This is a genomic window from Caulobacter sp. GW821-FHT05F04, from assembly GCF_059419665.1.
This window is the reverse complement of the sequence record NZ_JBWKSF010000008.1, coordinates 178418-202027: the sequence shown is the minus strand read 5'-3', so window position 1 is coordinate 202027 and position 23610 is coordinate 178418. Positions and strand designations below refer to the sequence as shown.

The 23610-nt window shown below is 69.7% G+C and carries 27 protein-coding genes and 1 pseudogene; 18 read left to right on the top strand and 10 right to left on the bottom strand.

Annotated features, from left to right (window positions below; all coding sequences use genetic code 11):
- Positions 1-212 precede the first annotated feature (212 nt).
- From AC07R7_RS20360 to AC07R7_RS20330, 7 genes are all read left to right on the top strand, one after another.
- Positions 213-500, top strand: coding sequence for a hypothetical protein (locus AC07R7_RS20360; protein ID WP_066685866.1), 288 nt, complete (start codon positions 213-215; stop codon positions 498-500).
- Between the two features lies 1 nt (position 501).
- Positions 502-942, top strand: coding sequence for a periplasmic heavy metal sensor (locus AC07R7_RS20355; RefSeq protein WP_062098114.1), 441 nt, complete (start codon positions 502-504; stop codon positions 940-942).
- The gene (locus tag AC07R7_RS20350) at positions 939-1511 is read left to right on the top strand and encodes an RNA polymerase sigma factor (protein WP_066685867.1); all 573 of its coding nucleotides are present in this window, start codon (positions 939-941) and stop codon (positions 1509-1511) included. The genes AC07R7_RS20355 and AC07R7_RS20350 overlap by 4 nt, the downstream gene beginning before the upstream one ends.
- Before the next feature lie 113 nt (positions 1512-1624).
- Positions 1625-3466 carry a copper resistance system multicopper oxidase gene (locus AC07R7_RS20345; protein WP_062098112.1) on the top strand — a complete coding sequence of 614 codons (1842 nt, stop codon included), beginning with the start codon at positions 1625-1627 and terminating at the stop codon, positions 3464-3466.
- Entirely contained in the window at positions 3463-4503 is a 1041-nt protein-coding gene (locus AC07R7_RS20340; RefSeq protein ID WP_062098110.1) for a copper resistance protein B, read from the top strand. Before AC07R7_RS20345 ends, AC07R7_RS20340 begins: the two co-directional genes overlap by 4 nt.
- A gap of 23 nt (positions 4504-4526) precedes the next feature.
- A complete protein-coding gene (locus AC07R7_RS20335; RefSeq protein WP_492841912.1) occupies positions 4527-4847 on the top strand; it encodes a copper-binding protein in 321 nt (106 codons plus the stop codon).
- 53 nt (positions 4848-4900) lie between these two features.
- Positions 4901-6004, top strand: coding sequence for an acyltransferase family protein (locus AC07R7_RS20330; protein WP_066685874.1), 1104 nt, complete (start codon positions 4901-4903; stop codon positions 6002-6004).
- 9 nt (positions 6005-6013) lie between these two features.
- Here AC07R7_RS20330 and copD read toward each other — a convergent pair whose 3' ends face one another.
- The 3 genes from copD to AC07R7_RS20315 all read right to left on the bottom strand — a co-directional run bounded on the left by copD (position 6014) and on the right by AC07R7_RS20315 (position 7639).
- Positions 6014-6940 (bottom strand): copper homeostasis membrane protein CopD, encoded by a 927-nt coding sequence (copD, locus tag AC07R7_RS20325; protein ID WP_062098101.1) that lies wholly within the window; start codon positions 6938-6940, stop codon positions 6014-6016.
- Between the two features lie 3 nt (positions 6941-6943).
- Complete coding sequence (copC, locus tag AC07R7_RS20320) at positions 6944-7306, bottom strand: copper homeostasis periplasmic binding protein CopC (protein ID WP_062098099.1); 363 nt, start codon at positions 7304-7306, stop codon at positions 6944-6946.
- Between the two features lie 63 nt (positions 7307-7369).
- Entirely contained in the window at positions 7370-7639 is a 270-nt protein-coding gene (locus tag AC07R7_RS20315; protein WP_062098096.1) for a DUF2933 domain-containing protein, read from the bottom strand.
- A gap of 122 nt (positions 7640-7761) precedes the next feature.
- On the opposite strand from AC07R7_RS20315, the gene AC07R7_RS20310 reads away from it, so the two are divergent.
- The 3 genes from AC07R7_RS20310 (at position 7762) to AC07R7_RS20300 (ending at position 9066) form a co-directional block, all read left to right on the top strand.
- Complete coding sequence (locus tag AC07R7_RS20310; RefSeq protein WP_062098094.1) at positions 7762-8043, top strand: hypothetical protein; 282 nt, start codon at positions 7762-7764, stop codon at positions 8041-8043.
- Between the two features lie 45 nt (positions 8044-8088).
- On the top strand, positions 8089-8559 hold the full coding sequence (locus AC07R7_RS20305; RefSeq protein ID WP_231732076.1) for an SRPBCC family protein: 471 nt from the start codon (positions 8089-8091) through the stop codon (positions 8557-8559).
- Positions 8560-8844: 285 nt separating this feature from the next.
- Positions 8845-9066 carry a hypothetical protein gene (locus AC07R7_RS20300; RefSeq protein ID WP_062098090.1) on the top strand — a complete coding sequence of 74 codons (222 nt, stop codon included), beginning with the start codon at positions 8845-8847 and terminating at the stop codon, positions 9064-9066.
- Here the strand turns inward: AC07R7_RS20300 and AC07R7_RS20295 are convergent.
- The 3 genes from AC07R7_RS20295 to AC07R7_RS20285 form a co-directional block, all read right to left on the bottom strand.
- On the bottom strand, positions 9063-10349 hold the full coding sequence (locus tag AC07R7_RS20295; protein ID WP_066685881.1) for an ATP-grasp domain-containing protein: 1287 nt from the start codon (positions 10347-10349) through the stop codon (positions 9063-9065). The two genes, AC07R7_RS20300 and AC07R7_RS20295, sit on opposite strands and share 4 nt — an antisense overlap.
- Positions 10339-10626 carry a hypothetical protein gene (locus tag AC07R7_RS20290; RefSeq protein ID WP_156449519.1) on the bottom strand — a complete coding sequence of 96 codons (288 nt, stop codon included), beginning with the start codon at positions 10624-10626 and terminating at the stop codon, positions 10339-10341. Before AC07R7_RS20290 ends, AC07R7_RS20295 begins: the two co-directional genes overlap by 11 nt.
- 394 nt (positions 10627-11020) lie before the next feature.
- Positions 11021-11272 (bottom strand): helix-turn-helix transcriptional regulator, encoded by a 252-nt coding sequence (locus AC07R7_RS20285; protein WP_066685884.1) that lies wholly within the window; start codon positions 11270-11272, stop codon positions 11021-11023.
- A gap of 234 nt (positions 11273-11506) precedes the next feature.
- Here AC07R7_RS20285 and AC07R7_RS20280 point away from each other — a divergent pair, with 234 nt between their 5' ends.
- Complete coding sequence (locus tag AC07R7_RS20280) at positions 11507-11818, top strand: helix-turn-helix transcriptional regulator (protein ID WP_231732078.1); 312 nt, start codon at positions 11507-11509, stop codon at positions 11816-11818.
- An 8-nt stretch (positions 11819-11826) separates the two neighbouring features.
- Here the strand turns inward: AC07R7_RS20280 and AC07R7_RS20275 are convergent, their stop codons facing one another.
- Positions 11827-12105, bottom strand: coding sequence for a DNA -binding domain-containing protein (locus tag AC07R7_RS20275; protein WP_066685885.1), 279 nt, complete (start codon positions 12103-12105; stop codon positions 11827-11829).
- Between the two features lie 74 nt (positions 12106-12179).
- Here AC07R7_RS20275 and AC07R7_RS20270 point away from each other — a divergent pair.
- Together AC07R7_RS20270 and AC07R7_RS20265 are read left to right on the top strand one after the other, a co-directional pair.
- Positions 12180-13186 (top strand): annotated as a pseudogene (locus tag AC07R7_RS20270) (DUF2285 domain-containing protein).
- A gap of 137 nt (positions 13187-13323) precedes the next feature.
- Positions 13324-13713 carry a transcriptional regulator domain-containing protein gene (locus tag AC07R7_RS20265; RefSeq protein WP_365874468.1) on the top strand — a complete coding sequence of 130 codons (390 nt, stop codon included), beginning with the start codon at positions 13324-13326 and terminating at the stop codon, positions 13711-13713.
- On the opposite strand, the gene AC07R7_RS20260 is transcribed toward AC07R7_RS20265, so the two are convergent.
- The gene (locus tag AC07R7_RS20260; protein ID WP_066685886.1) at positions 13607-14086 is read right to left on the bottom strand and encodes a helix-turn-helix domain-containing protein; all 480 of its coding nucleotides are present in this window, start codon (positions 14084-14086) and stop codon (positions 13607-13609) included. The two genes, AC07R7_RS20265 and AC07R7_RS20260, sit on opposite strands and share 107 nt — an antisense overlap.
- 348 nt (positions 14087-14434) lie before the next feature.
- Here AC07R7_RS20260 and AC07R7_RS20255 point away from each other — a divergent pair, with 348 nt between their 5' ends.
- The 5 genes from AC07R7_RS20255 to AC07R7_RS20235 all read left to right on the top strand — a co-directional run bounded on the left by AC07R7_RS20255 (position 14435) and on the right by AC07R7_RS20235 (position 17986).
- Positions 14435-15094: a GntR family transcriptional regulator gene (locus AC07R7_RS20255; RefSeq protein ID WP_249357744.1), complete on the top strand. Its 660-nt coding sequence runs from the start codon at positions 14435-14437 to the stop codon at positions 15092-15094.
- Between the two features lie 67 nt (positions 15095-15161).
- Positions 15162-15281: a hypothetical protein gene (locus AC07R7_RS20250; protein ID WP_082769428.1), complete on the top strand. Its 120-nt coding sequence runs from the start codon at positions 15162-15164 to the stop codon at positions 15279-15281.
- A 115-nt stretch (positions 15282-15396) separates the two neighbouring features.
- Positions 15397-15516 (top strand): hypothetical protein, encoded by a 120-nt coding sequence (locus AC07R7_RS20245; RefSeq protein WP_137803582.1) that lies wholly within the window; start codon positions 15397-15399, stop codon positions 15514-15516.
- Positions 15517-15578: 62 nt separating this feature from the next.
- On the top strand, positions 15579-16232 hold the full coding sequence (locus AC07R7_RS20240) for a lasso peptide biosynthesis B2 protein (RefSeq protein ID WP_171012842.1): 654 nt from the start codon (positions 15579-15581) through the stop codon (positions 16230-16232).
- Positions 16229-17986, top strand: coding sequence for a lasso peptide isopeptide bond-forming cyclase (locus AC07R7_RS20235; protein WP_066685995.1), 1758 nt, complete (start codon positions 16229-16231; stop codon positions 17984-17986). The genes AC07R7_RS20240 and AC07R7_RS20235 overlap by 4 nt, the downstream gene beginning before the upstream one ends.
- On the opposite strand, the gene AC07R7_RS20230 is transcribed toward AC07R7_RS20235, so the two are convergent.
- A complete protein-coding gene (locus AC07R7_RS20230) occupies positions 17973-20462 on the bottom strand; it encodes a prolyl oligopeptidase family serine peptidase (protein ID WP_099538413.1) in 2490 nt (829 codons plus the stop codon). The two genes, AC07R7_RS20235 and AC07R7_RS20230, sit on opposite strands and share 14 nt — an antisense overlap.
- Positions 20463-20510: 48 nt before the next feature.
- Entirely contained in the window at positions 20511-23600 is a 3090-nt protein-coding gene (locus AC07R7_RS20225; RefSeq protein WP_299009002.1) for a TonB-dependent receptor, read from the bottom strand.
- Positions 23601-23610: the final 10 nt, after the last annotated feature.

Below are 23610 nucleotides of genomic sequence, written 5' to 3'. Positions count from 1 at the left end.
CGCCATGCGGGGCCGGGGCGTGCGTGGCTTTCACCCGCACCCGAGCGTCGCCAGCGGCCCAACACCTGTGGATCCGTGCGGACGTTTTCAGCATATGGTTTTTCTCCGCGTCGTGCGCCGGACGCACGGCCGGCCCGGGGGCGCGTCGCGCCTGAGGTGAGGGATTGGACCGCGGGCCGCGTATGTAGGCGTGCAGAGTCAGGGGATCGACGATGAGCGACCAGCTCGACGAACTTTTCGAGGCGTTGCGGCGCCAGCCGCACGCCCAGCTGCCCGGCCTGGAAGGCCAGGTGTGGGCCAGGATCGACAGCTGGCGCGACGGCCGGCGCGCGGCGAACGCGCTCGTGCCGCTGCGCGCGGCCTCGGTGGTGGCGGCCCTGGGCCTGGGCATGGTCGGCGGCAGTCTCGCGGCCAACGCCGCCGCGCGCGCCCCCTCCGAGATCTCGGCGTTTTCGGTCGACGCGCACCTGGCGCCGTCGACCCTGCTCGGCGGGCGCTGACATGCGCCGGATCTCGCGCGGGGCGGCCCTGACCGTCGTCCTGGCGCTGCTGGCCGGGATCGCCGGCGGCTGGCTCGGCTCGGGCCGGTTCTTGCCGATGCATCACGCCCAGTCGCTGCACGAGATGGTTCACCACGAGCTGAAGCTCAGCCCGGATCAGGATCGCCGGCTCGAGGCGCTCGAACAGGATTTCGCCGTGCGTCGCCGCGCCCGGGAGGCCGAGCTGCGCGCGGCCAACGCCCAACTGGCCGCCGCCATCCAGGCGCGCCACGAATACGGGCCCGAGGTCGAGGCCGCGGTCGAGCGTTTCCATGTCGCCATGGGGGCGCTGCAGCTGGAGACGGTCCAGCACGTCCTGGCGATGCGTAAGGTGCTGACCCCCGAGCAGGCGGCCAAATTCGACCGCCGCGTCAGCGAGGCGCTCACGAACGAGACGCCGTGACCGCCGGCCTTGGCGAGGACGAGGACGGCGCGCTGGCCAGGCGCGCGGCGCGCGGCGACGAGCGCGCCTTCAGCACGCTGATGCGGCGTCACAAGGGCGCCTTGCACGCCTTCGCCCGGCGCCATGTCGGCGACTCCGAAGCCGCCCACGAGGTGGTGCAGGAAAGCTTCGTGGCCGCCTGGAAGGCGCTGGATCGCTATGATCCGACCCGGCCGTTCGGCGCCTGGATGCGGGCCATCGTCCTGAACAAGTGCCGCGACCGGGGGCGTCGCCTGCTGGTTCGGCGGCTGATCCTGGGCGAGCGGTCGATCGACGCGCCAGGCGCGCCCGATCCCGCCGACCCCGCGCCGGGCCCCGAGGCGGCGAGTCTGCGCGCCGAACAACTGTCGCGCCTGGAGGCGGCGATCGCGCGCCTGCCCGACCAGCTCAAGGAGCCGCTGATCCTCACCTATCTGGAAGGCTATTCACAACAGGACGCCGCGGCGGTCCTGGGCGTCAGCGTCAAGACCATCGAGATGCGCGCCTATCGCGCCCGCAAGCGGCTGGCCGACTGGCTGGTCGATCCCTGACTTTTTTCGCCCGCCGGCGAGGGGGGCGACGGTTTGGCGCGTAGCCACCTAGAGATCGCGTCGCGGCCGTCCCTCACGGCCTGCCGCCGGCGCGTCATCGTCAAAGGGCTGTCATGCTTCGATCCAGCGCGGCTTTCGATCGCCGTCGTTTTCTCCAATCGCTCGCCGTCCTCGGCGGCGGCGCCACCCTGGCGAGCCTGCTGCCGTCCTGGGCGCGCGCGGCGGGCGATCCCGGCCGCGCGCCGGCCGCCCTTTCGGGCGAGGACATCAAGCTGACCATCGGCCACACGCCGATCACGGTCGACGGCAAGGCCGGCCACGCCGTGACGATCAACGGCACGGTTCCTGGCCCGCTGATCCGGCTGAAGGAAGGCCAGCATGTCCGCCTGTCGGTGACCAACACGCTCGACGAGGACACCTCGATCCACTGGCACGGCCTGCTCGTGCCCTTCCAGATGGACGGCGTGCCCGGCGTCAGCTTCCCGGGCGTCAAGCCCGGCGAGACCTTCACCTACGAATTCCAGGTCCGCCAGGCGGGCACCTATTGGTACCACAGCCATTCGGGCCTGCAGGAGCAGATGGGCCACTATGGGCCCATTATCATCGATCCGGTCGGTCCTGATCCGGTGGCCTTCGACCGCGAGCACGTCGTGGTGCTGTCGGACTTCAGCCGCCTGCACCCGCACCAGATCTTCAAGAAGCTCAAGCAGCAGAGCGGCGCATTCAACTACCAGCGCCAGACCCTCGCTGGGCTTCTGGCCGGCAAGGACCAGACCCTGGCCGAGCGCCTGGACTGGGCCAAGATGCTGATGGACCCGACCGACATCTCCGACGTCACCGGCGCGGCCTACACCTTCCTGGTCAATGGCCATGGCCCCGCGGACAACTGGACGGCGCTGTTCGCGCCCGGCGAGCGCGTGCGCCTGCGGTTCATCAACGCCGCGGCCCAGTCGGTCTTCAACGTCCGCATCCCGGGGCTGCGCATGACCGTGGTCGCCGCCGACGGCCAGCACGTGCGGCCCGTCGAGGTCGACGAGTTCCAGATCGGCAACGCCGAGACCTATGACGTGATCGTCCAGCCCGCCGAAGACAAGGCCTTCACGATCGTGTCGGAGTCGGTCGACCGCTCTGGGTTGGGCCGCGCCACCCTGGCGCCGCGGCTGGGCATGAGCGCCGAGGTCCCGCCGCCGCGCGAGCGGCCGCTGACCACCATGCGCGACATGGGCATGGATATGGAGGGAATGGACATGGGGGGCATGGACCATGGCTCCACGGACATGTCCGGCATGGATCACGCGGCCATGGGCGCCAAGGCCGCGACCCCCGCGCCCGGCATGGCGCCGCCGCGCCAGCGCGGAAGCGACGTGATGGGCAAGATGGACAAGGGCGGCATGGACATGTCCATGCGCAATCCGGACAACGCGCCTCAGGTCAGGCTCGGTCCGGGCGTGCAGTCGATCGCGCCGATGCCGATGGATCGCACCGGCGAGCCTGGCCAGGGCCTCGAAAGCGTCGGCCACCGGGTCTTGGTCTATCGCGACCTGGTGGCCCTCGAGCCGAATCCCGACCCGCGCGCCCCGGAGCGATCCCTCGAGATTCACCTGACCGGCAACATGGAGCGGTTCATGTGGGGGTTTGACGGGCGCAAGTTCAGCGATAGGCCGCCGCCCTACGCCTTCCGCCACGGCGAGCGGGTCCGGGTCACCCTGGTCAACGACACCATGATGGCCCACCCCATCCACCTGCACGGCCACTTCTTCGAACTGGCCTTCGGACCGGCGGGCCACATGCCGCGCAAGCACACCGTCATCGTCCTGCCCGGCGGCCGCGTCAGCTTCGACTTCACCGCCGAGACCGGCGACTGGGCCTTCCACTGCCACATGCTCTATCACATGCACGCGGGGATGTTTCAGGTCTTCAGCGTGCGCGACACCCCCGCGGAGGGCGCGCGATGAAGGCCTCGCTGATCGCCCTCTTGCCGGTCCTGTGGGCCGCGCCGGCCCTGGCCCAGCACGCCGGCCACGCCGGCGCGCCAGCCGCGCCCAGTTCCAAGCCTGCGCCGGCGGCCCCGCCTCCAGCCGCCGACCCCCATGCCGGACACGACATGGGCGCCATGCCGGCCATGGCCATGCCTCAGACGCAGGTCGCGCCGGCGACCGACCCCCACGCCGGCCACGACATGGGCGCCATGCCCGGCCTGGCTGTCTCCGGTCAATCGGAACGCCCGGCCGAAGCGATGGGACCGCCGCCCTTGCCCGATCACGAAACAGCTCCGCCGGCGCCGCCCACCGACCATCTGGCCGACAGGGTCTTCGATCCGGCCGCCATGGACCGGGCTCGCGCCGTGCTCCGGCAGGAGCATGGCGGCGCCCAGGTCTCGCAGGTGATGGCCAACCTCCTGGAATACCGCGCCCAGGCCGGGGGCAACGGCTATCACTGGGACGGCGAGGCTTGGTTCGGCGGCGACCTCAATCGCCTGGTGATCAAATCCGAGGGCGAGGGCGGCCGTCACGGCGTTCAGGCCAGCGAGGTGCAGGCGCTCTATTCCAGGCCCGTGGCGCTCTATACCGACTTGCAGGTGGGCTTGCGCCAGGATGTCGAGCCCAAGTCGCGCACCTATGCCGCCGTCGGGTTCGAAACCCTGTTGCCCTACTGGATCGAGGCGGGCGGAGCGGTGTTCGTTTCCAGCAAGGGCGATGTCCTCGCGCGCGCCGAAGGGGCGATCGACTGGCGCCTCACCCAGCGCCTGATCCTGCAGCCGCGCACCGAACTCAACTTCGCCGCCCAAGACATCCCCGAAGCGGCGATCGGTTCGGGGCTCTCGAGCGGCGAGCTCGGATTGCGCCTTCGCTATGAGGTTCGGCGCCAATTCGCGCCATATGTCGGCGTCGCCCTATCCAAGCGGTTCGGGCGCGCCGCGGACTTCGCCCGGCTGCGCGGCGACGAGGTCACCGAGACCAGTTTCGTGCTCGGCCTGAGGGCCTGGTTTTGACCATCGATCCTAGCGAGGCTTCCATGAAGATGCTGTCCATCGCTCTTGCGAGCGCCCTGACCCTGCTGGCCCAGCCGGCGGCCGCCCAGATGAGCGCTATGGACCCTGCGGCGCATGCGGTTGAGGCGAGCGCGCCGGTCGAGGCGGTCGGCGTCGTGCGCGCCATCGACGCCAAGGCCGCCAAGATCACTCTGGCCCATGAAGCGATCCCGGCGCTGAAGTGGCCGCCGATGACCATGGCCTTCAAGGTCGCTGATCCGACCCTCCTGAAGGGCCTGAGCGTCGGGACCAAGGTGCGCTTCAAGCTGCGGGGCCAGACCATCGTCGGCCTGACCGCGCTCTAGCGCCCATCGGGCCGGCGCTCGCCGGCTCCAACCATTGCCTCGGGGGAGGGGCCATGTATCCGTCGGACATCCGTCCGCTCACGTCGTTGCGCATCTGCGCGGCGCTGTGGGTGCTCGTCTATCATTTCCGCAACCACCTGGACCTTGGTCTCGAGCGCTTTGGCCTGGCCGCCAAGGGCTACCTCGGCGTCGACCTCTTCTTCATCCTGTCGGGTTTCATCCTCAGCCACGTCTATACGCGGGCCTGGGCCGAGCGACGGTTCAACTACGGCTCCTTCCTTTGGGCGCGCCTGGCGCGGGTCTATCCCGTCCATCTGGTCACCCTGGCCGCGACGATCGCCATCTGGCTCGCGGCCTTGAAGCTGGGCGTCCGCTTCGATCCCCAGGCGTTCGACCCGCGCATGCTCCCCCAGCACCTGTTGCTAGTGCATGCCTGGGGCACGACGCCCACCGTGCAATGGAACTTCCCCTCCTGGTCGATCTCGGCTGAGTGGTTCGCCTACCTCGGCTTTCCGGTCGCGGCCATCGCCTCGGTGTCGCTGAGGCGTTGGCCACGCCTCTTCGTCCTCGCCGTGCTCGCCCTGTTCGTCGCCATGTTCCTGACGGCCCAGGGGCGCGGGGTGCTGTTCACCGACATGAGCGCCCAGATCGGCGCCTTGCGGATCATCCCGGCCTTCCTGATGGGCGCGGCCCTGCATCGCTTGGGATCGAGCCTGAGCCTGCCGGCCGGCATGGCCGGATTCGGCGCGCTCGCCGCGACGGTCTGGGTGGCGATCGCCGCCAACCTGCGACTGAGCGATCTCTATATCTGGCCGGGTCTGGCTATGCTGATCTTCTGCCTGGCCGAGACGTCCAAGGCCGCGAAGCCAGGCGCGATGTCGGCGCCGGCGCTCGTCTATCTCGGCGAGGTCTCCTACAGCCTCTACATGGTCCACCTTCCGGCCGACATCGTCTATTTCCACGCTCTGGAAAGGCTGGCGCCAGACCTGTCCGGCGCCGGGATCGCCTTGGCCTGGGCAGGAGCGTTCGTGGCCTGTCAGCTGGCCGCGATGGTCGCCTACCATCTTGTCGAACGGCCTGCGCGTAACTGGTTGCGGGCGCGCGATCCCTTCGCGCGGCGCCCCACGCCCGAGCCGGCGCACGAACCGGTGCTCTGAACGTTGCGGCTATTGCGCGCTGATCGGCGCGAGACGCCCTAGCCAGGCGACCACGGCGACGAGCGCCATCGCCGCGCTCAGTTCCAGCACGAGACTGCGGCGCAGCGCCTTGACCGCCGTGCTGGGCGGCGCCGGCTCGACCAGGGCTTCGCGCAGGGCCGGGGTCAGGCGAAACCGGTTGGCGGCGGCCAGCACGACCATGGCGCCGAAGAGAACGAGCTTGAGAAGCAGAAGAAGCCCGTAGGGCGTGCGGACCAGGGCCGCAACGCCCATGGGCCCGACGAGGAACCAGCTGTTGATCAGGCCGCTGGCGACCAGCACGGCGACGACGCCCGAGCCGATGCCCGAGAAACCCGCCAGGGCGGCATGGAAGGTCGGCGCCTGTCGCGCGTCACGCCGACTGACCCCGGCCAGCCCCAGAAAGAACACCAGGGCGCCGACCCACACGGCGGCCGCCGCCAGGTGGGCGATGTCGGCCGCCAGGTGCAGGCCCCCGCCCGGACCCTCGGTGGCCGCGCCATGGCCCATCCAGGCCATGCTCGCCGCTGCGACGGCGCCGAGCGCTGACGCGGCGATCCAGGCGGCCCGGCCGGGCCGCGCGAGCATAAGCACAGCCAGCGCCACGACCGCGGCCATGGCCCGCGCGAGCGAGGCCGCGCCCATCGCCATCTCGCTGACCACCGAGGCCAAGGTCGAGGGATCCAGCGCCGCGGTAAGCGACCCGGCGACCACGGCGGTTTGCAGCACGAGACCCAGAAGGCTGGCCAGGACCAGCAGGGCGGCGCAGCCCGCCAGGAGCCGGCGCGGCCAACCTAGCGCCGCGGCGCTGGACGGGCCGGCGGCCGGCAGAGCGTAGAGCGCGAAGAGCGCGCCGCCCGCCAGGGCGAAGCTCGTCACATATTGCACCCAGCGAACAAGGACGACCGCGGTCTCCACCGTCTATTTCACCGTGAAGGTCAAGGTCCCGTCCATGCGGTGGCCGTCGTCGGCCGCAGCCGCGTGCCAGGTGAGCTTGTAGGCGCCCGCCATCAGCCGGCCCTTGGGCGCGCCGGTGATGGTCTTGCGATCGGCCGAGACGCTGGTCTTGACCGGCGCCTTCATGCCGTCGGCCATGGCCAGCTCGAAGCTCGAGAAGGCCGGGGCGAGCTTTTCATTGAAGGTCAGGCGGATGGTCTTGGGCGCGGCGACCGTGGCGTTTGCCGCCGGATCGGAGGCCACCAGCTTGGCGTGGGCGCTGGCCTGGCCGCCGGCCAGGATCGAGGCCGACAGAACGGCGGTGGCGAGGAAAGCGCGATAGGTCATGGGGCGGGTCCTGTTGAAGGGCGACTTTGTCCTACGTGTCTACGCGGGACGCGGCCCGATCCCTCAAAACGCCTCAAGCCGTTCATCGCCCAATGCCACGCGGCCCTCAGGCGTCGGCTTTGGGGGCGGCGCCTGGGCAGGTCCGTCGCGGCCGTGGCGATGACCGCCATGACCGTGATGGAACAGGTGCATCAGGGGACAGGCCAGCAGGAGCAGATAGGGCGCCAGGCCCAGGGCGTGAGCCCAGTGTTCGCGCAGGACGAAGAAGGACAGAACAAGGCCGGACGACAGCGCGGCCAAGGCGAGGGCGCGGTTTGTAAGGTTCAACGGCATCGGCCGTGCTCCACCGATTTTCCGTCCAGACTAGGCAAGGCGGGGATTTGGGCATTGATCCGGATCAAGGCGATGGTCGGGGCGGCGCGCATCATGGAACACACTTGCAACGGAGGAACGCCATGCGCGCGCTCGCTATCGCCTCGATACTCGTCCTGACCGTCTCGGGAACGGCTTTTGCCCAGCAGCAACAGACCGCGACCCGTCCAGCTGCCGCCGACGCGCCGACGCACGAAATGTGCAAGTCGGTCATGGGCAAGGCCATGGACCGCACGGCGCCGCATGATCATGGGCGCGACAAGACCGGCGCTCCGACCTGGCCAAACGGCAAGGCCCTGACCAAGGCCGAAATGGAGCAGATGCATAAGACCTGCGCCGCGAAGATGGCGGGCGAGAAGAAGTAGGACGCAGAAGGCTTGGGTCGTATGGGCAGCCAATTAAGCCAGACGGTGGACCTGACCGCCACGCCCGACGAGGTGTTTGACCACCTCGACGATCAGACCCGTCTGGCCGCCCATATGACCAAGTCGTCCATGATGATGGCCGGCGGCCGGATGTCGTACGACTTCGACGAAGGGCGCGGCCAGGTCGTGGGCTCCCATATTCGAATGGACGGCTCGGCTTTGGGATTGCGCTTGTTTGTCGACGAGGTGGTCACGGCCCGGGACCGACCCCATTCAAAACAGTGGGAAACGGCGGGCGCTTCACAGCTCGTCATTCTATCGGGCTATCGCATGGGGTTCGACATAACGCCCACAGCCTTGGGCTCTCGCCTCACGGTTTGGATCGACTACGATCTTCCAACCGGGCCGCGCCGATGGCTCGGCTTGCTATTGGGGAGGTTCTACGGGCGTTGGTGCCTTGGCGGCACGACGGCTGACGCTGTGAAATACTTTAAAGGCAAGCGTGGCGGAAAGTGATTGCGCTAGCCAGGTTCGTATTTTGCATGAAAGCCAACAAATATCTTATAAAGTCCGTCAGATTGTTATTCAATACTGAGCATTATTGATGTTGCGATATTTTTCTGAGAATTAGCTATTGGTATCCCGTATAGAGAATAATAGTTGGATTTTGCGATTTCATGAATTGCTAAGATCGGCCTTTCTCTGGCGGTCGACGAGGTCGTGACCAAACGCGATCCGCACCGTCCCAAGGCCTGGCGAACCACCGGCGCCACCCGCCTGCTCATCCTTTAAGCCGACAAGATGGGCCTTGATCGCTCGCCCACGCCCAACGGTTCGAAGCTGCGAGTCTGGATCCGCTACGCGCTTCCCAAGGGCCAAGCCGGCCGCCTGCTTGGGCTCCTGACGGCCCCCGCCTATGCGCGCTGGTGCGTGGGCCGGATGGCGCGCGACGCCGCCGAGCACTTTTCGGCGCCAGCCGACCGCCCGGCGAGTGTCGCGGCGGCGCGTCCCAAGATGCGCTAGTCCAAGGCATCGAGGACGAAGACCGGCGCGAAGCCCCCGCCGGGGGTCCGAAAATTGGTCGTCTGGCCCTGATAGACGCGGGCGGCGAGCAGCAGCGGCGCGCCGCGATAGGTGTAGAGGCGCACGTCGAGCTTCAGGCTCTGAATCTCGCCGTCGATCCGGATCCGGCGCTCGCTGGGCGGGGCCAGCCCCTGGGCGATGTAGCCGCCCTGCTGGATCTGCGACCAGACGCGCTGGGTCAGCTTGTCGCCGCGATAGACCGCCTTGCCGCCATGACCGCCGGCGGGCTTGAAGAACAGCCCCTTGCGCCTGGTCCACAGCCCTTCGGCGTTCTGGGCGGTGACCAGGGTGGTCGGCGGAACGGCCGTAAGGCTGTTCTGTTGATCCGGCGATAGTCCCCAACGCGCGGCGGCTGACGGATCGGACAACAGGGCCAGGTTGCGCTTGTCGGCGAACAGGGCGTGGTTGCGCGGATTGGGCGTGACCACGACCGCCCCGGCCAGATAAGCCTCCCGCAGGGCCCTATGCTCGGCGGCCTCGAGCGAGAAATCGACCAGGCGATTATAAACGATGTCGATCGTCTCCCCTTCGTGCCGCAACCCGCCCTCGGCGAAGCGCAGTTGGGCCGGGTCGAGGATCCAGGCCTTCAAGCCTTGCCGTTCAAAGAAACGCTGGGCGATGAGAAACTCGGGGTAGAGGTACTGGTCCTGGGGGCCATCATCGACCAGGGCGATGGTCCGCGGCGGGCTTAGCCGCCCTTGCAGGCGCCATTCGGTGAGGAACATGCGCCAGACCGCGGGCTCGAATTGGGCGAGCAGGGGCGCGCCCAACGCCGCCTCGGCTTCACGGCAGCAGGCGGTCTGCGCCCGCGCGAGGAAGGCGTTGAGGAAGGCGCCGCCGGCGTTGGTGTTGACCTCGATGAGCCTGGGGCCATCTGGGCCCAGGTGAAAGTCGTAGCCCATGAAGACGCCGCGCGGACCCAAATCCGCACGGGCGATGTCGGGAGCCCACTCCAGAACCGTCGCCTGATAGGCCGGGCTCTGCGCGGCCGCCTCGATGGCGGCGACAACATCGGCCATGGCCGACAGGTCGCGGCTGGAGAGGAACACCGGGCCTTGGGAGAAAAGGTGGGGCCTGGCCGACAGCAGCGCGGCGAGAAGGTCCGCGTCGCGCGTTTGCGCCTCGATCGCCGCCCGCAGGCCGGCGCCATCCAATGTGATGCAAAAGCAATCCCTGTTCAGCACCGCGTCAAGATCGCCTCTGGCGCCGCTGTCATCGGGCATGACGGTCCTCCGCCCATGCAGGCCCTGGCGGGCCGCCCAGCGCCAGCACAAGACTAAGAAGCCACAGTCCGGCCGGCAAGATCAGCAGCCAGCGAAAGTCCGATCCCAAGGCGAAATTCACCGCGGCCATCGTTCCGACCGACAGGGTGCCGGCCACGGCCAACAGGGCAAGCTCGCTGCGGCTGGCTTTCCGGTGGCCGAGCCGAACGCTCGCGCCGATCACGAGCACGCCGACGGCCGCCATCTGTCCGCCGAGCACCGTGAACACCAGGTGCAACCATGGTTCGAGGCGGGGCTGGGCGGCCCTGAGCGCGTCGTGTCCGACGCCGAAGAAGCGCAGGTCCTCCGCAAGGACCGGCGGCCTTTGAAATAGGTCCCGAGCCAGACCTGATAGGCCCCACACAGGCCGATCAAGGCGACCGCGCAGCCTCGCAGACCGCGGCGCGAAGTCGGATGATCAAGTGACGTCCCGCGGTTCTGCATCTCTGGACCGATCGGTGTCAGCTCCAGGAAGCCCAGAGCGCTGCATCTGAAACACCATCTTCAGCGCCGTCCGCCGCAAAGACAATGATCCACATCAACCGCGCGCGCGGACGCGCCGTCGTTGACCACGTCCGCCGCCGCCCGTCAGCCTCGTCGAACGGCCCGCCTCAAGGCCGGTGGTCCCGATGCTAGCGAAATGGGAGGGGTTCGCCATCGGATCGCAGGCGGCGGCGTCCCACGACCTTGGCGTCGTCGCAGCTGACGAGATTCCGCCGGTCCCAGGCGTCCAATTCCTCGATCGGATAGAGCACGGCCTTGCCGATTTTGACAAAGGGAGGGCCGATGCGTTGGGCGCGCCAATTTTCGAGGGTGCCGATCGAGACCTCGCCGCGATAGCGCTCGGCGACCTCCTCGGTGGTCAGGAACTTCTCGTCGGCCATGAGGTCGGCTCCCGGCGCCCGCGCCGGCGCCCACCGGATCGGGGCCGTCCATTCACGTGGGCTCATGGGCCTTCACCTTGGCGCGGCGGGGCGTTCAAGCAACCCGGCCCGGGGCAAGACCGGGACCAGGCGATGTCGATAGCGCCCAGCGCGTACGAAAAGCGGAGTTGGCGATACGAGGGCGGGCGGAGTCAGATCGTGGCGGGCGGCCGGTAGGGTAACGGCCGTCGCCAGATGTCTTGCAAGACGAGCCGCTTCCGGTTCGCCAGTCACGAGTCCCACACGCACTATGAACTGCTCCCGCCACCCCGGCTGCTCTACACGAAGGAGGCGGCGCGCTTCGTCAGCCTCTCGCCAAGGACCATGGAAAAGCATCGCTCCTACCGAACGGGGCCAGCCTATTCGAAGCTCGGCGGCAGGGTCGTTTACCGCATCGCGGATCTGCAGACATGGGTCGCGCTCGGCGCCCGGACCTCAACCAGCGACGTCGGCGTGGGGGTCGTTTATCCGGCCAAGGCGCGCTTCCGAACAGAGGGCGGCGCCTAGCGCCTCCACTAGGCTTGGCCCGTCTTGGCCGTGAGGAGGTCCTTGTAGCCGGTCGTCGTCATCCACTCGGCCCGCTTCAAGTGCGTCTCCCAGCAGGCGCGGGCCGAGGCCTCATCCTGGGCGGCGTCGCGGTGCAGCACCAAGAGCGCGACTTCGCGCCAGTCAGCCTCGTCCCGGCGGGCGTCGAGCAGGCGCAGGTAGACGACCAGATGCTGTAGGTCGTAGTCCGTCAGGCTCTCGGACCAGGGCGCCAGGTCGGCGATCTCAGGATCGAGCACGGGCGCCATGCGCGTCCTCCGTCTGGTCTTCGTCTTCGTCTGGACGGTCCCGCCACAGCGTGTCGGGGCCGTCCAACCCGGCGATGAATGACCCGGCTTCCGCCCAGGCGCAACCGGCGCCGACGCCGGCCGCCCCTCGACAGCCCTTGGACCTTTGGCCAGACTTTTAGTCCTGCGCCATGATGAGCGGGTCGCCATGTCGGCGGATCGGACGCCATTGCCGCCCTGGAGGTCCCAAGAGGCCTATCGCCCCCTGCTCGCGGCCGACCCGTCGGTGTGGGCCTGGGAATTTGGGCGACGACAGGCCGTGGCCGAGGCGCAGGATCTGGCCGGCGTCGTCCCGGGTCTCTGTTTCGTGGGCGAAGGCCCAGGCGCCGACCCGGTTCCTACGGTGCTTTGGCGCTGGCAAGCCGACAGTTCGGTGCCGGTGCTGAGCCTGACACCGGCGATGGTCGAGGATCCAGACGCCCTCGATCTGCGCGGGCTCGACTTGGCCGTCATCGTGGTGCGCACGCAGGATGGCCATCAACACGTGATGGTCAGCGACGGCGCGCGGCGTCTTCGCTTCGCCGTGGCCGACGGCGACGTCCTGGCCGGACCCGTGCGTTGCCGGTTCCATCTGCCCGCCTATAGCGTCGGCGTGGCGTCGATGGACGGCCTGCGTTCGCTGATCGCGTTGCGCGACACCGGACGACTGTCATCGGTTGGACGAGGTTCGCGCTCGAAGGCCACGCGCTGGGTTCAAATGCTTCGGGCGCACGACGCCCGGCGCGCGGGGGCCAGCCAGCGCGACATCGCCATGCTGCTGTTCGGGGAGGCCCGGGTTCACGAGGATTGGGGCGGCCGATCCGACTATATGCGCATGCGCGTCCAGCGCTTGCTGCGCGCCGCCGAGGATCTCGTCGCGGGCGGCTACCGCGCGCTCTGCGGCCTGCGGCCGGCCCGCACCGATCCGCCCAAGACCGTCGAGGTCTGGCGCTCCGCCGGCTGGAGAGGCGGGAGCGCGGTCATGCTGCTGCTGTCCGGATCTTTCCTGGGGACATCGTGTGCGCTGACGGGAGATCTGCACGGCCTGTGCCGGCTTTGGTAGACGTCGTGCAGGAAACCGGTAGGCGTGGACGGGAATTCGGCGCGGACCGCACGACGGCGCCAATTTTCCGGCGCGACCGCCGAGCCTCGCGGCGCCGGTGATTCCGGGGCGAGCGGATCAGGCGCTTCAATAAAGCCATGGCCAAGCCCCTCGTCGCCGCCGTCCCGCCCCCGCTCGTCCCGGAATCCGTGGAACCAGCCGGCGTCGCCCTGTGCCTGGCGCGTCTGGCCTGGGAGTTCCTGCGACGAAATCCTCGCTACCGCGCGGACTATGCGCGCCTGCGAGCTGGCGCGATGGAGACCCTGCCCGGGCACTGGGGCTTGCGGGCGCCGGTCGATCCGGACGCGGTCGACATCGCCGTCGATGCGATCTGGCGCGGCCCACCAATCCTCGACGTTCCCCGCCAGCGGCGGGCCAGGACTATTCGTCCGGTGGCAGCATCCTTGGCAGATTCTCCGCCAACCAGCGCTCGGTGTTCTCGTCCCGCTTGTCCAGATGATCCTCGAGACTGTCGAACGGGCGCTTGAACGCCTCGATCAGGATGGCCGGGCCGATGTGGGTCATCCGGTCTCCGACCTTGTCGCTGAACCGACGGAACGAGGCCAATTGAATGGAGACGATCTTATTGTCCATGCTGCGCAGGGCGTGGTCAGGCGAGCCGAGCATCAGCGTGTCCATGATGCCGGCCGGATCGCTGTCGGTGGCCTCGCCGAACCGCCAGATCTTGGCGATGTCCAGCGGACCCTGGCCAGCTTCGAAGCTGTAATAGCTGCGCAGCGGCATGCCCATGGCGTCGGCGACCGCGCGGGCGCTCATGTGGCGCAAGCCGCGGATCAGTTTCAGGGTCTTTGACAGGAGCTGGCGCTGACGCTCCAGGTCCTCGGATGCGCGTTTGACCAAAGCTGTACTCGACACTGGCTACAGACATGAGTCCTCACGCGAACCCATGGTCAAAGCACAACCCTACGTATTCCGGGCTGTTGGGCCACATTTAATGTCGCCTGGCCGACCACCAAGCGTGTTCATCCGTGTCCGTGCGAATTTTCCGGAAGGCCGTACCGGATTCCTGCACGGTTCATGCAGACTGGCGGTTCGGCGGCGAACCAGAGGGCGGCCCGACGTCGGAAAACGGCGTCAAACGCTGGAAGTCGCCGAGAAATGCGCTCGCCGACGTGTTCGCCCGCGTCGAAGGGTCGACCCGTCGCCGTCAGAGTTGAAACTGGCGAGGCGGCATCGCGGACCAAGACCTTGCCTCCATCGCGCGACTCCTTCGGCCTGGCGCTGGGCGCTTTGCGACGTCGTCTTCGCCTGGGCGTGGACGCGCCCGGCGCGGCCCTGCCCATCAACCTGATCGCGGCGGAGCTGCGCCTGTCCTCGACACCGGTGCGCGAGGCGCTATCGCGATTGGCGGGCGAAGATCTCGTCGAGAAACGGGGACCGGCCTACACCCGGCCCCACCTCGACGGCCCGGCCTTGGCCGAACTCTACCACCTGCGCCTGCTCTATCTGGCCGCGGCCCTGGCGCCGGACGCCGAGCGGCGCGCCAAGCATCGTCAATGGCCGCCCCGCGCGCCCTTTCGCTTCGCCGCCGATCTCGCCGAGCCCGCCCATGACCCCGCCGCGATCCTCGAGGCGCTGTTCCTCGAAATTGTGCTGGGGGCAGACGACCTGATGCTCGCCCAGGCCTATCAGCGCACCGCCGAACGGCTGGCGCCATTCCAGCCGATCGAGGCCCAACTGTTCGCCGATCTGTCGGCCGAGGCCCTGGGCGTCGTGTCGGCTTTCGAGACCGGTAACGGGGCGGCGCTGAGGAGTGCGGTGCGCTCACACCACCGTCGGCGGATGGGCGCCGCCCACGCCATCGCCCGCCTGGCTGGGGGCGGAAAATATCGACCGGATATCGTTTGAATATCAAACAGGCGGGGCGCTGGCTTGAGAGGCCGCGATCGGCGGCGTTTCGAAAAAGGAGCCTGCCATGACCTCCATTACCCCCCGTCTCATCCTGCTGCGCCTGGGCGCCGCCAAGGCCCTGACCCTGTCCATCGAGGAGGGCACGATCAAGGAAGCCGGCAGCAGCCAGTACTACTTCGTCTGACCCGGCCGCGGCGACGCGCCCGGTCGCGCCGCCCATCGCCTCGTCGGCGTTCCTGCCGGCGAGATCCGTAACGCCGCCGCGTCTTTGATGCGGCCCCACAGCGAAAGTCAAAACCATGTCCAACTCCACCACGACCCTTCGGGTGATCCGCCTCGGCGGCGCGCTCGATCTGACCCGCTCGGTCGACGACGAGGGCCTGCGCGAGCCGATGCAACCCCAGCTCGCTTGGTTCTGAGCGATCGGTCCTGCCGCGCGGCCGCCGCGCCGCGCGACAGGGCAATCGGCTGGGAGGCCGCGATGGCGCTGTGGTTGGCCCGCGATGTTCATGCTGCGGCGATCGACGAGGACATCGTCTTTCTCGATGTCGCCGCCGACGCCTACCTCTGCCTCGTCCAGGCCAGCTTGCTGGTGGCGTTGGACGACGGCGGCGCGGTGAGCCCGCGCGACGAGACGTCCGCCCAGACCTTGATCGAGGCGGGCCTGGTGACGCACACGCCCAGGCTGGCGGTCCGGGCGATCCCGCCCAAACCCACCCTCGATCTGCGCGGCGCCGCCCGCCGTCCACGCCCGCGCGAAATCGCCGCCGGCCTGCTCGCCAGCGGCGCGGCGGCGCGCGATTTCCGTCGCCTCGACTTCGCGCGGATCCTGGAGCGCGCGCGGCGCGGCCGCCAGCCCGGCGCGACGTCGCACGACGCCGCCCACCATGAAGCCGTGCTGGACGCCGCCGCCGTCTTCGCGGTCCTGCGGCCCTGGTCGCCGGTCGGCGGCGCCTGCCTCAAGCGCAGTTATCAGCTCCTGGGCTATCTGCGGCGCCTCGGGCTCGACGCCGACTGGGTGATTGGCGTGCGGACCTGGCCGTTCATGGCTCACTGCTGGCTGCAGTCCGGGCCGGTGGCGCTGGACGACGATGTCGAACGCCTCATCGCCTACACCCCGATCCTGGCGGTCTGATGGGCGAGTATCTCGCCATGGTCTGGCCCCGAGGCGTGCCGAGCCAGGCGGCCGAGGCCAAGCGCGCCGCGATCGAGGCCGAGGGGGACTGGACCCTGGCCCATCGCGCCCACGAGATCGCCGTCTACGTCCGCGGCGCCCGCCCGCCGGTCGTCCGGGCCGTGCCAAACCAGGGCGGGGCCGTGATCGGCGACCTCTTCGACACCGCCGCGACCCGCGAGGGCCGCGCGCAGGATTTCCCGCTTCACCTGATGGTCGGCGTGGCGCCTGCCGACGCCGCGCGGCTCCTGATCCGCCATGCCTGGGGGCGCTACGTGGCGATCCTCAAGGCGGGCGATGCGCCGCCCACGCTGTTGCGCGATCCGACCGGGGCGCTGGACTGCCTGACCTGGGTTCGCGACGAGGTGACGTTCATCGCCTCGATCCCGCCCGCTCAGGGCCCGTGCGCGCCCGAGGGGCTGGCGGTCGACTGGACCAAGGTCGGCGACCTCCTGGCCCGCGGCAATCTCTGGAGCGAGATCTGCCCCTTGGCGGGCGTGGTCGCCATCGGCCCCGGCACGATGCGGGCGGGCTGGGACGCGAGCCAGGCGACCCGGCTGTGGCGACCGGCCGATCACGCGCGGCCATCTCGAACCTGGCTCGATCCCAAGGGCCTGGCCGATCTGGTCGACGCCTGCGTGGCGGCCCTGGCCAAGGATCGTTCCTCCATCCTGCTGGAAATCTCCGGCGGCCTGGATTCGGCGATCGTCGCCGCCAGCCTCACCCGCTGCGGCGCGCCGGTGGTCGCGGCGATCAACGCCTACTGGCCGCAGCGCGAAGGCGACGAGCGGGCCTGGGCCCAGCGCATCGCCGATCGCTTCGGCTTTCCGTTGGTGACCAGTTTGCGGGGCCTGATGGCGGTGGACGGGGCCGTGCTGGATCAGACCGCCGGCGCCGGTCGGCCGGGCCTCAACGCCCAGGACCCCGACCTCGATCGTGACCTGGCCGAGCAGTTGCGCAAGGTCGGGGCGCAGGCGTTGTTCACGGGACAGGGCGGGGACGGCGTCTTCTACCAGATGGGACATCCGGCCCTGGCGGCCGACATCCTCCAGGGACGCCCCACGCCGGCTGGTCGCGCGGCGTCCCTGGCCATGCTGGCCCGGCGCACCCGCACCACGGTGTGGTCATTGATGGCGCGCGCGATGCAGCCCTTGGCGCGCTTGTCCCCGGGGATCCCGCCGCCGAGCTTCCTGGCCGACGGCGTGGCCTTGCCGCCGCCGCATCCCTGGGTGGCTGACCATCGCGGCGTCAGTCCGGCCAAGCGCATCCAGATCCGCGGCCTGACCAACATCCAAACCGCCTACGGCGACAGTCTGCGAGGCCGGGCCGCCGACCTGATCCATCCCCTGATGGCCCAGCCGATCATCGAGGCGTGCCTTTCCATCCCCGCGCCGATCCTGGCGCTCGGCGCGGTCGACCGGCCGTTCGCCCGAGCGGCCTTCGCCGATCGCCTGCCGCCCGAGAGCCTGAAGCGCCGCTCCAAGGGCGACGTCACGGTGTTCTTCTCCAAGAGCCTGGCCGCCAGCCTGCCTGCCCTGCGGCCGTTCCTGCTCGACGGGCGGCTGGCGGCCAAGGGCCTGATCGACAGCGACCGGCTCGAACCCCTGCTGCATCGCGAGCCGATGATCTGGCGCGATTGCGTGGGCGAGGTGATGCTGGCCGCGACGGTCGAAGCCTGGGTCCGGGCGTGGGAACGGAAGATCACGACGGTCTAGCCGGTGCGCCGCCGGCGTTCGGACTGGTCGCGCCGTCGCCGATCCGTTCGTTCAGGAAGTCGAGCACGCGGCGATACTCGTCGGCGATGTTGCCGGGCGTCAGCACGACGTGGCCTTCGCCATGATAGGTCAGCAGCATCGCATCCTTGTCCTGCCGGAAGAGCGCCCCGAACATGGTCAGGGCCTGGGCCGGATCGCCGTCGAGGTCGCCCATGATCAACATGACCGGCGCGGTGATCTTGTCGGCGAAGAGGACGGGGCTGTTGCGCAGGTAGCGTTGCGGATCGCGCCAGGGCGGCGCGCCCATCCGTCCCTGGCCCAGCTCGGCCCAGCCGGCGTCGCCCATCAGGCTCACCCCGGCCTCGGGCAGCACCGTCGCCGACAAGCTCTTGCGGGTGTAGTGGCCGATCAGGTCGGCGGAGAAGGCGCTGGCGACCACGGCCTTGAAGCGCGGGCTCTGGGTCGCGGCGGTCAGCACGGTGTAGCCCCCGTAGCTGTGGCCCATCAGGGCCAGGCGGCCGGCGTCGATCGCCGGTTCCTGGGCCGCCGCCGCATCGACGACGTTCAGGATTTGGTCGGCCAGGCCCTGGGCCGGCTCACGATCCGGATCGATCGGCAGGCTGGGCAGCAGAACCGCGTAACCGGCGCCCGCCAGGATCTGGGCGTTGAGGAACACCTGCCGGGCCGGGGCGCTCTGGCTGGCCGGCGGGCCGGGATAGTCGCGGCCCAGATACGGGATCGTCACCAGCGGCGCCTTGCGGCCGGTCGGCAGATCGGGCGGCAGATAGAGCCAGCTGGTCAGGGCCTGGCCGCGCGGACCCTGGTGCCTGATCGCCAGCGGCCGCGCGAAATCCACCTGCGCCAACTGGACGTTCAAGGTGGCCACGGTCTGGGGCGAACGATCGCGGCGGCGCAGGACCACGCGTTCGACGCCATGCGCGTCACGGCCGAGGCTCGCCACCGCGCCGGCCTGTCCGGCCGCGGCCAGCACGCTCTCGCCTGGCGCGGTGGTCAGACCCAGGCGCCGCAGGCGATGGTCGCGCACTTGGCCGAGGTCCTGGCCGTCCGGGGCCGGCAAAGCCAAGGCCAGGGCCTCGACGGCGGGGCGGTTGTTGAACGCCAGGCGCTCGCCCCCCGTCGCGCCGGGACCAGGAATGCTGGCGCCGCTTCCCAGCAGCTTGGCCCGGCCCTGACCGTCGATCCGCCAGAGCTTGCCGGCCTGGGAGACGATGATGGCGTTCGAGGACGTCGCTTCCAGCGTGCGCGGACCCGGCGGCAGGCCCAGGGTCAGGGGACGGGGGCCCTCCGCCGTCCAGCGCAGCCAGTCGGTCTGTCCCGCCGACGCGCCCGGCGCCCGCGCCAGGATCAGCGGATCCTCGCCCATCCAGTCGGCGCGCGGCACGCGAGAGCCGTAGCGCGTGGTCGCGGCGCTGGTCTGGGCGGCCGGATTCTCCAGGGGCTGCGCGCGCTGGGCCGCGGCGTTCAGGCGCCAGTAGCGCGCCGCCGTCCAGTCGCTCGCGTCGGGCTTGGCGAAGACGAGCAGTTGCAGGCCGCTCGGCGACCAGGCCAGGAGATCGGTGGCGACCTCGCAGGTCGGGCACGGCGACCAGGTCGCGCCGCTGGTCAGATCGACCACCACGACCCGCCGGCGCCGGTAAGGATCGGTGGTGTAGGCCGGGCGCGAGGGATCCGGATGCAGGGTCTCGGCCTCGACGAGCATGGCCGCCCGTCGCCCGCCCGGCGCTACCTCCAGGTCGATGAACGCCCCTTGCGCCAGAACGCGGCCCTGGCCGGTGGTCGCGTCGACCGCCACCAACCGTCCCGGCGCGGCCGAGGGCGTGCGCTCAAGATAGCGGCCGGCCCCGAGCAGGGTCACGCCGGGGCGGCCGTTTTGCGTTTCCCGCCATTTGTCGATCAGGCGGTCTTGCGTCTGGGCGCCGGTGAGCGCGCCCATCGCCGGGGCGTCCGGGTCCTTGGCCAGGACGACGAGCCGGTCCTCGCCCGCCCACTGCATGGAGCGACCCCAGACGTCGGAAGTCGGGAAAAGCCCCGTCCACATGACCGCCCCCGTCGCCAGGGTGACGATCCCGACTTCGAGGCTGGCGCCGCGCGCCCGGATCACCGCCATCCGCGCCCCCGACGGCGCGAAGGGCCCCGGCGTATAACCATAGGCGCCGAGGCGATCGCCCGCGCCTCCGTCGGCCTCGCCCAGCAACGGGCGGGGCGGACCATCGGTCCGCAGGTCGACCACCGACAACCGCGTGATGGTCATCGGCGTGTCGAACTCCAGCGCCCACGAGGTCGCCGACCGGTACGGGGCGGTGGTCGGGACGACCAGCCAGCGCTGGGAGGGGTCGATGCTCACCGTTCCCAGCCGCTGCTGGTTCAGCAACTGGTCGACGGTGAACGGCGTGGCCTGCGCCGCGCCGGTCCCGAAAAGGGCGCAGGCGAGCAGGCGCGGCGCGAGGCGGCGCATGGGAAAACTCCGGATGACGGGGTTGGGATCAGGGGCGCGGGCGCGCCGCTACCAGGTCTTGGTCAGCTGCAGGGTCACCGTGCGGCCGAGGGGATCGGCGTTGGCCGGGTCGTAGCCGACGCCAAGGTTGGAGTCGTAGAACGGCGGATCGTCGTCCAGCAGGTTCTGGACGTTCAAGGCCAGCGAGAGGCCTCGCATCGGCCCGGTCTTGAAGCCGTAGGTCAGGTTGAGATCGGCGGTGGTCCACGGCTTGATCCGGCCGCCGGTCTCGGTGCGCAGATCACCGACATGGCTGAGCGCCGCCGTGGTGGTCAGGGCGCCGTGGGTCCAGCTGGCGGCGGCCCGCAGGCGCAGGTCCGCGGGCTGGCCGGCGACCCCCGCTTGCTGCACGGCGCGGGCCTGCGGCGTGATCTTGCGCTGGTAGTCGACGAGCCAGGTGACGTCGGCGGTGAGCGCCAGCGGATCCTTGCCGAGCTGGGCGGCGTAGCGCGCCGAGATGTCGAAGCCGCGCACCCGCAGCTGGCCGGTGTTGACCCAGCGCCCATCGATGATCGCCGCGTAGGACTGGGCCGGGAAGATGCCTTGCGCCAGGGAGCGCGGATCGTCGATCAGGGCCTGGATGCGGGCGAGATCGGCGGGGTTGCTGCCCGGCGAGACCAGGCTGACGAACGGGGCGAATTCCGGCGCGGTCAGCACCGTGGAGAGATTGTCCAAGCCGGGCTGGCCGATGCGGTCGGTGAAGCGGGTGTCGAAGCCCGTGACCGACGCCTTGAACCGGGGCCAGCGCGCCGGCGCCAGTTCAAGGGTCAGGGTCTTGGACGTCGCGGTCTCGGGGCGCAGGTCCAGATTGCCGCCGTAGAGGATCATCACGATGGTGTCCTGGCCGTTCCGGGTCAGGGTGGTCGGCGCATAGATCTGCGGCTCGTTCAGCTCGATCAGGGCCGGGGCCCGGAAGGAGGTTCCGTAGCTGGCCTTGACCGTCAGGCCCGCGGCCGGCGACCAGATCACCCCGACCTTCGGGTCGGTGCTGGCGATCTCGCCATAGTCCTCGCGCCGCACGGCCGCCGACAGCTCCAGCCGTTGCAGCCCGGGCCGCACGAAGCCGCCGCCGAAGATCGGCACACGCACTTCGGCGAACGCAGCATCGATCGTGCGGTGGACGTCGCGCCGCGCCACCTCGGTCGGGACAAAGCCCGAGGTCAGGCTGACGCCGCCGGTCTTCAGGGCCTCGCGACGGATCTGGCCGCCGACCGCCAGGCCGACCGCCCCGGCCGGCAGGGTGAAGAGTTCGCCGTCGAGCTTGAGATTGACTGACGCCGTCTCGCCGCGCGTCTTGCGCGTCAGATAGCCGCCGCTGATGAAGTCGAGGACCGTCCTGGGGTTGGAGCCCTGGCCGATGAACGGGTTGAAGAAGCCGTTGGCCGCCGTGCTGAACGGGGTGGCGGCGTTGTTGGCGGTGGTCCCCAGGGCCTCGGACAGGTAGCTGGTGTTGACGAGATTGTCGGTGCGCGAGCGGCCCTGCTCCAGGCCATAGGCGCCGTAGGCGTCCAGCCGCCAGGTCCCCGGCAGACGGGCCTGGCCGCCGAAGCTGAGGCCCAGGGTGTCGGCCACGCCGTTGACCCGCTGGCCGCCCAGTTCATTGAGGAACGAATAGGCGATGCGCTCGGAGGTCTGGCCGGTCGGCGACACGAAATAGGGGTTGTTGCGGTTGACCGTCAGGGTGGGGCTGGAGGCGACGCTGCGGTTGGTGAACCGGCGGCGCGTGGCCCGCGCGTCGGCCGACAGCGACACGCCGGCCGTCAAATCCTGAGCCAAGGCGACATAGAGGCTGTCGAGGCGTTGGCGCGGCAGCACGTCATAGGCGCCCAGCTGGTTTTCCAGATTGACCGTGCCGGCCTGGAAGCTGGCCGGCGTCAGCCCCGTGCCGTTCTGACCGGCGGGGATCGCATAGGCCGGGACCAGCACCCCGGCGGCGTTGGCGCGCAGGATGGTGCCCGGCATGCCGTAATAGCGGCGATGGTCCGTGCCGCCGAGGGCGCGCAGGTCGGCCTGGCCGGTATAGTCCCGGTCGCGCCCCTTGAGCCGGTCACGGGCGCTGTGCTCGTAGCTGACCACCAGATTGCCGCTGTCCCAGTCGTGGCCGACCGTCTGGCCAAACGACCACTGGCTGGCTCCGCCCTGGGTCGTTCCGCCGACCAGGGCCCGGGTCTCGGCGCCTTCGAAGCGCTTGCGCAGCACGATGTTGACGACGCCGCCGACCGCGTCCGAGCCGTAGAGAGCCGAGGCCCCGTCGAGCAGCACTTCGATGCGCTCGACCGCCGCCATCGGGATCGACGAGACGTCGGCGAAGTCGCCGCGCAGGCCTGTTCCGGCCAGGCGGCGGCCATTGACCAGCACCAGGGTGGCGTCGGTGCCCAGGCCCCGCAGGTTCACCCCGGTGGCCTTGTTGGAATTGGTCCCGGTCGGGTCGGCGCCGGTCGAGCTGGCGTCCTCGTTGCCCAGGCCCCCGAACGCCTGGGGCAAGGCCGAAAGCGCGTCGGCCACGCTGGTGCGGCCGGCCCGGTCCAGGCTCTCGCGATCCAGGATGATCACCGGCGAGGCGCTGTCCTTGGCGCCCCGGATATGGCTCCCGACCACGATCTCCGACAGCAGGGTCGGGTCCTCCGGCGCGGCCTGGACCAGCGGCGGGACGGGCGGCGCGTCGGCGTCGGTGTCCTGCGCGCGCGCCGGTCCGGCCGTCGAGATCAGCTGGGCGCGGGCCCGCAACACGAACACCTTGCCGGTCATCCGCTGGACCTCGAGATCGACCCCGACCAGCAGCCGGTCCAGGGCCTGCGCGGCCGTCATCCGTCCGCTGACCGCCGGCCCGCTGCGGCCGGCCACCATCTCGCTGGTGAACAGGATCTGGGTTCCCGTCTGGCGGCCCAGCGCGAACAGCGCCGCGCCCAGCGGTCCCTTGGCCAGGCGCACCTCGACCACGGGATCGGCGGCCTGACTGGCCTTGCTCGACCGGGCGGGCGCGTTGGCCTGGACATCCTCCATTCCCGAGGCGTTTGGGGCCGCCAGGGCTTGTCCGACCCACCCGGTGGCCAGCGTCAGGCAACTGAGCCCCAACAGGCTTTGACGATAAGCGCGCATCGTTCACATC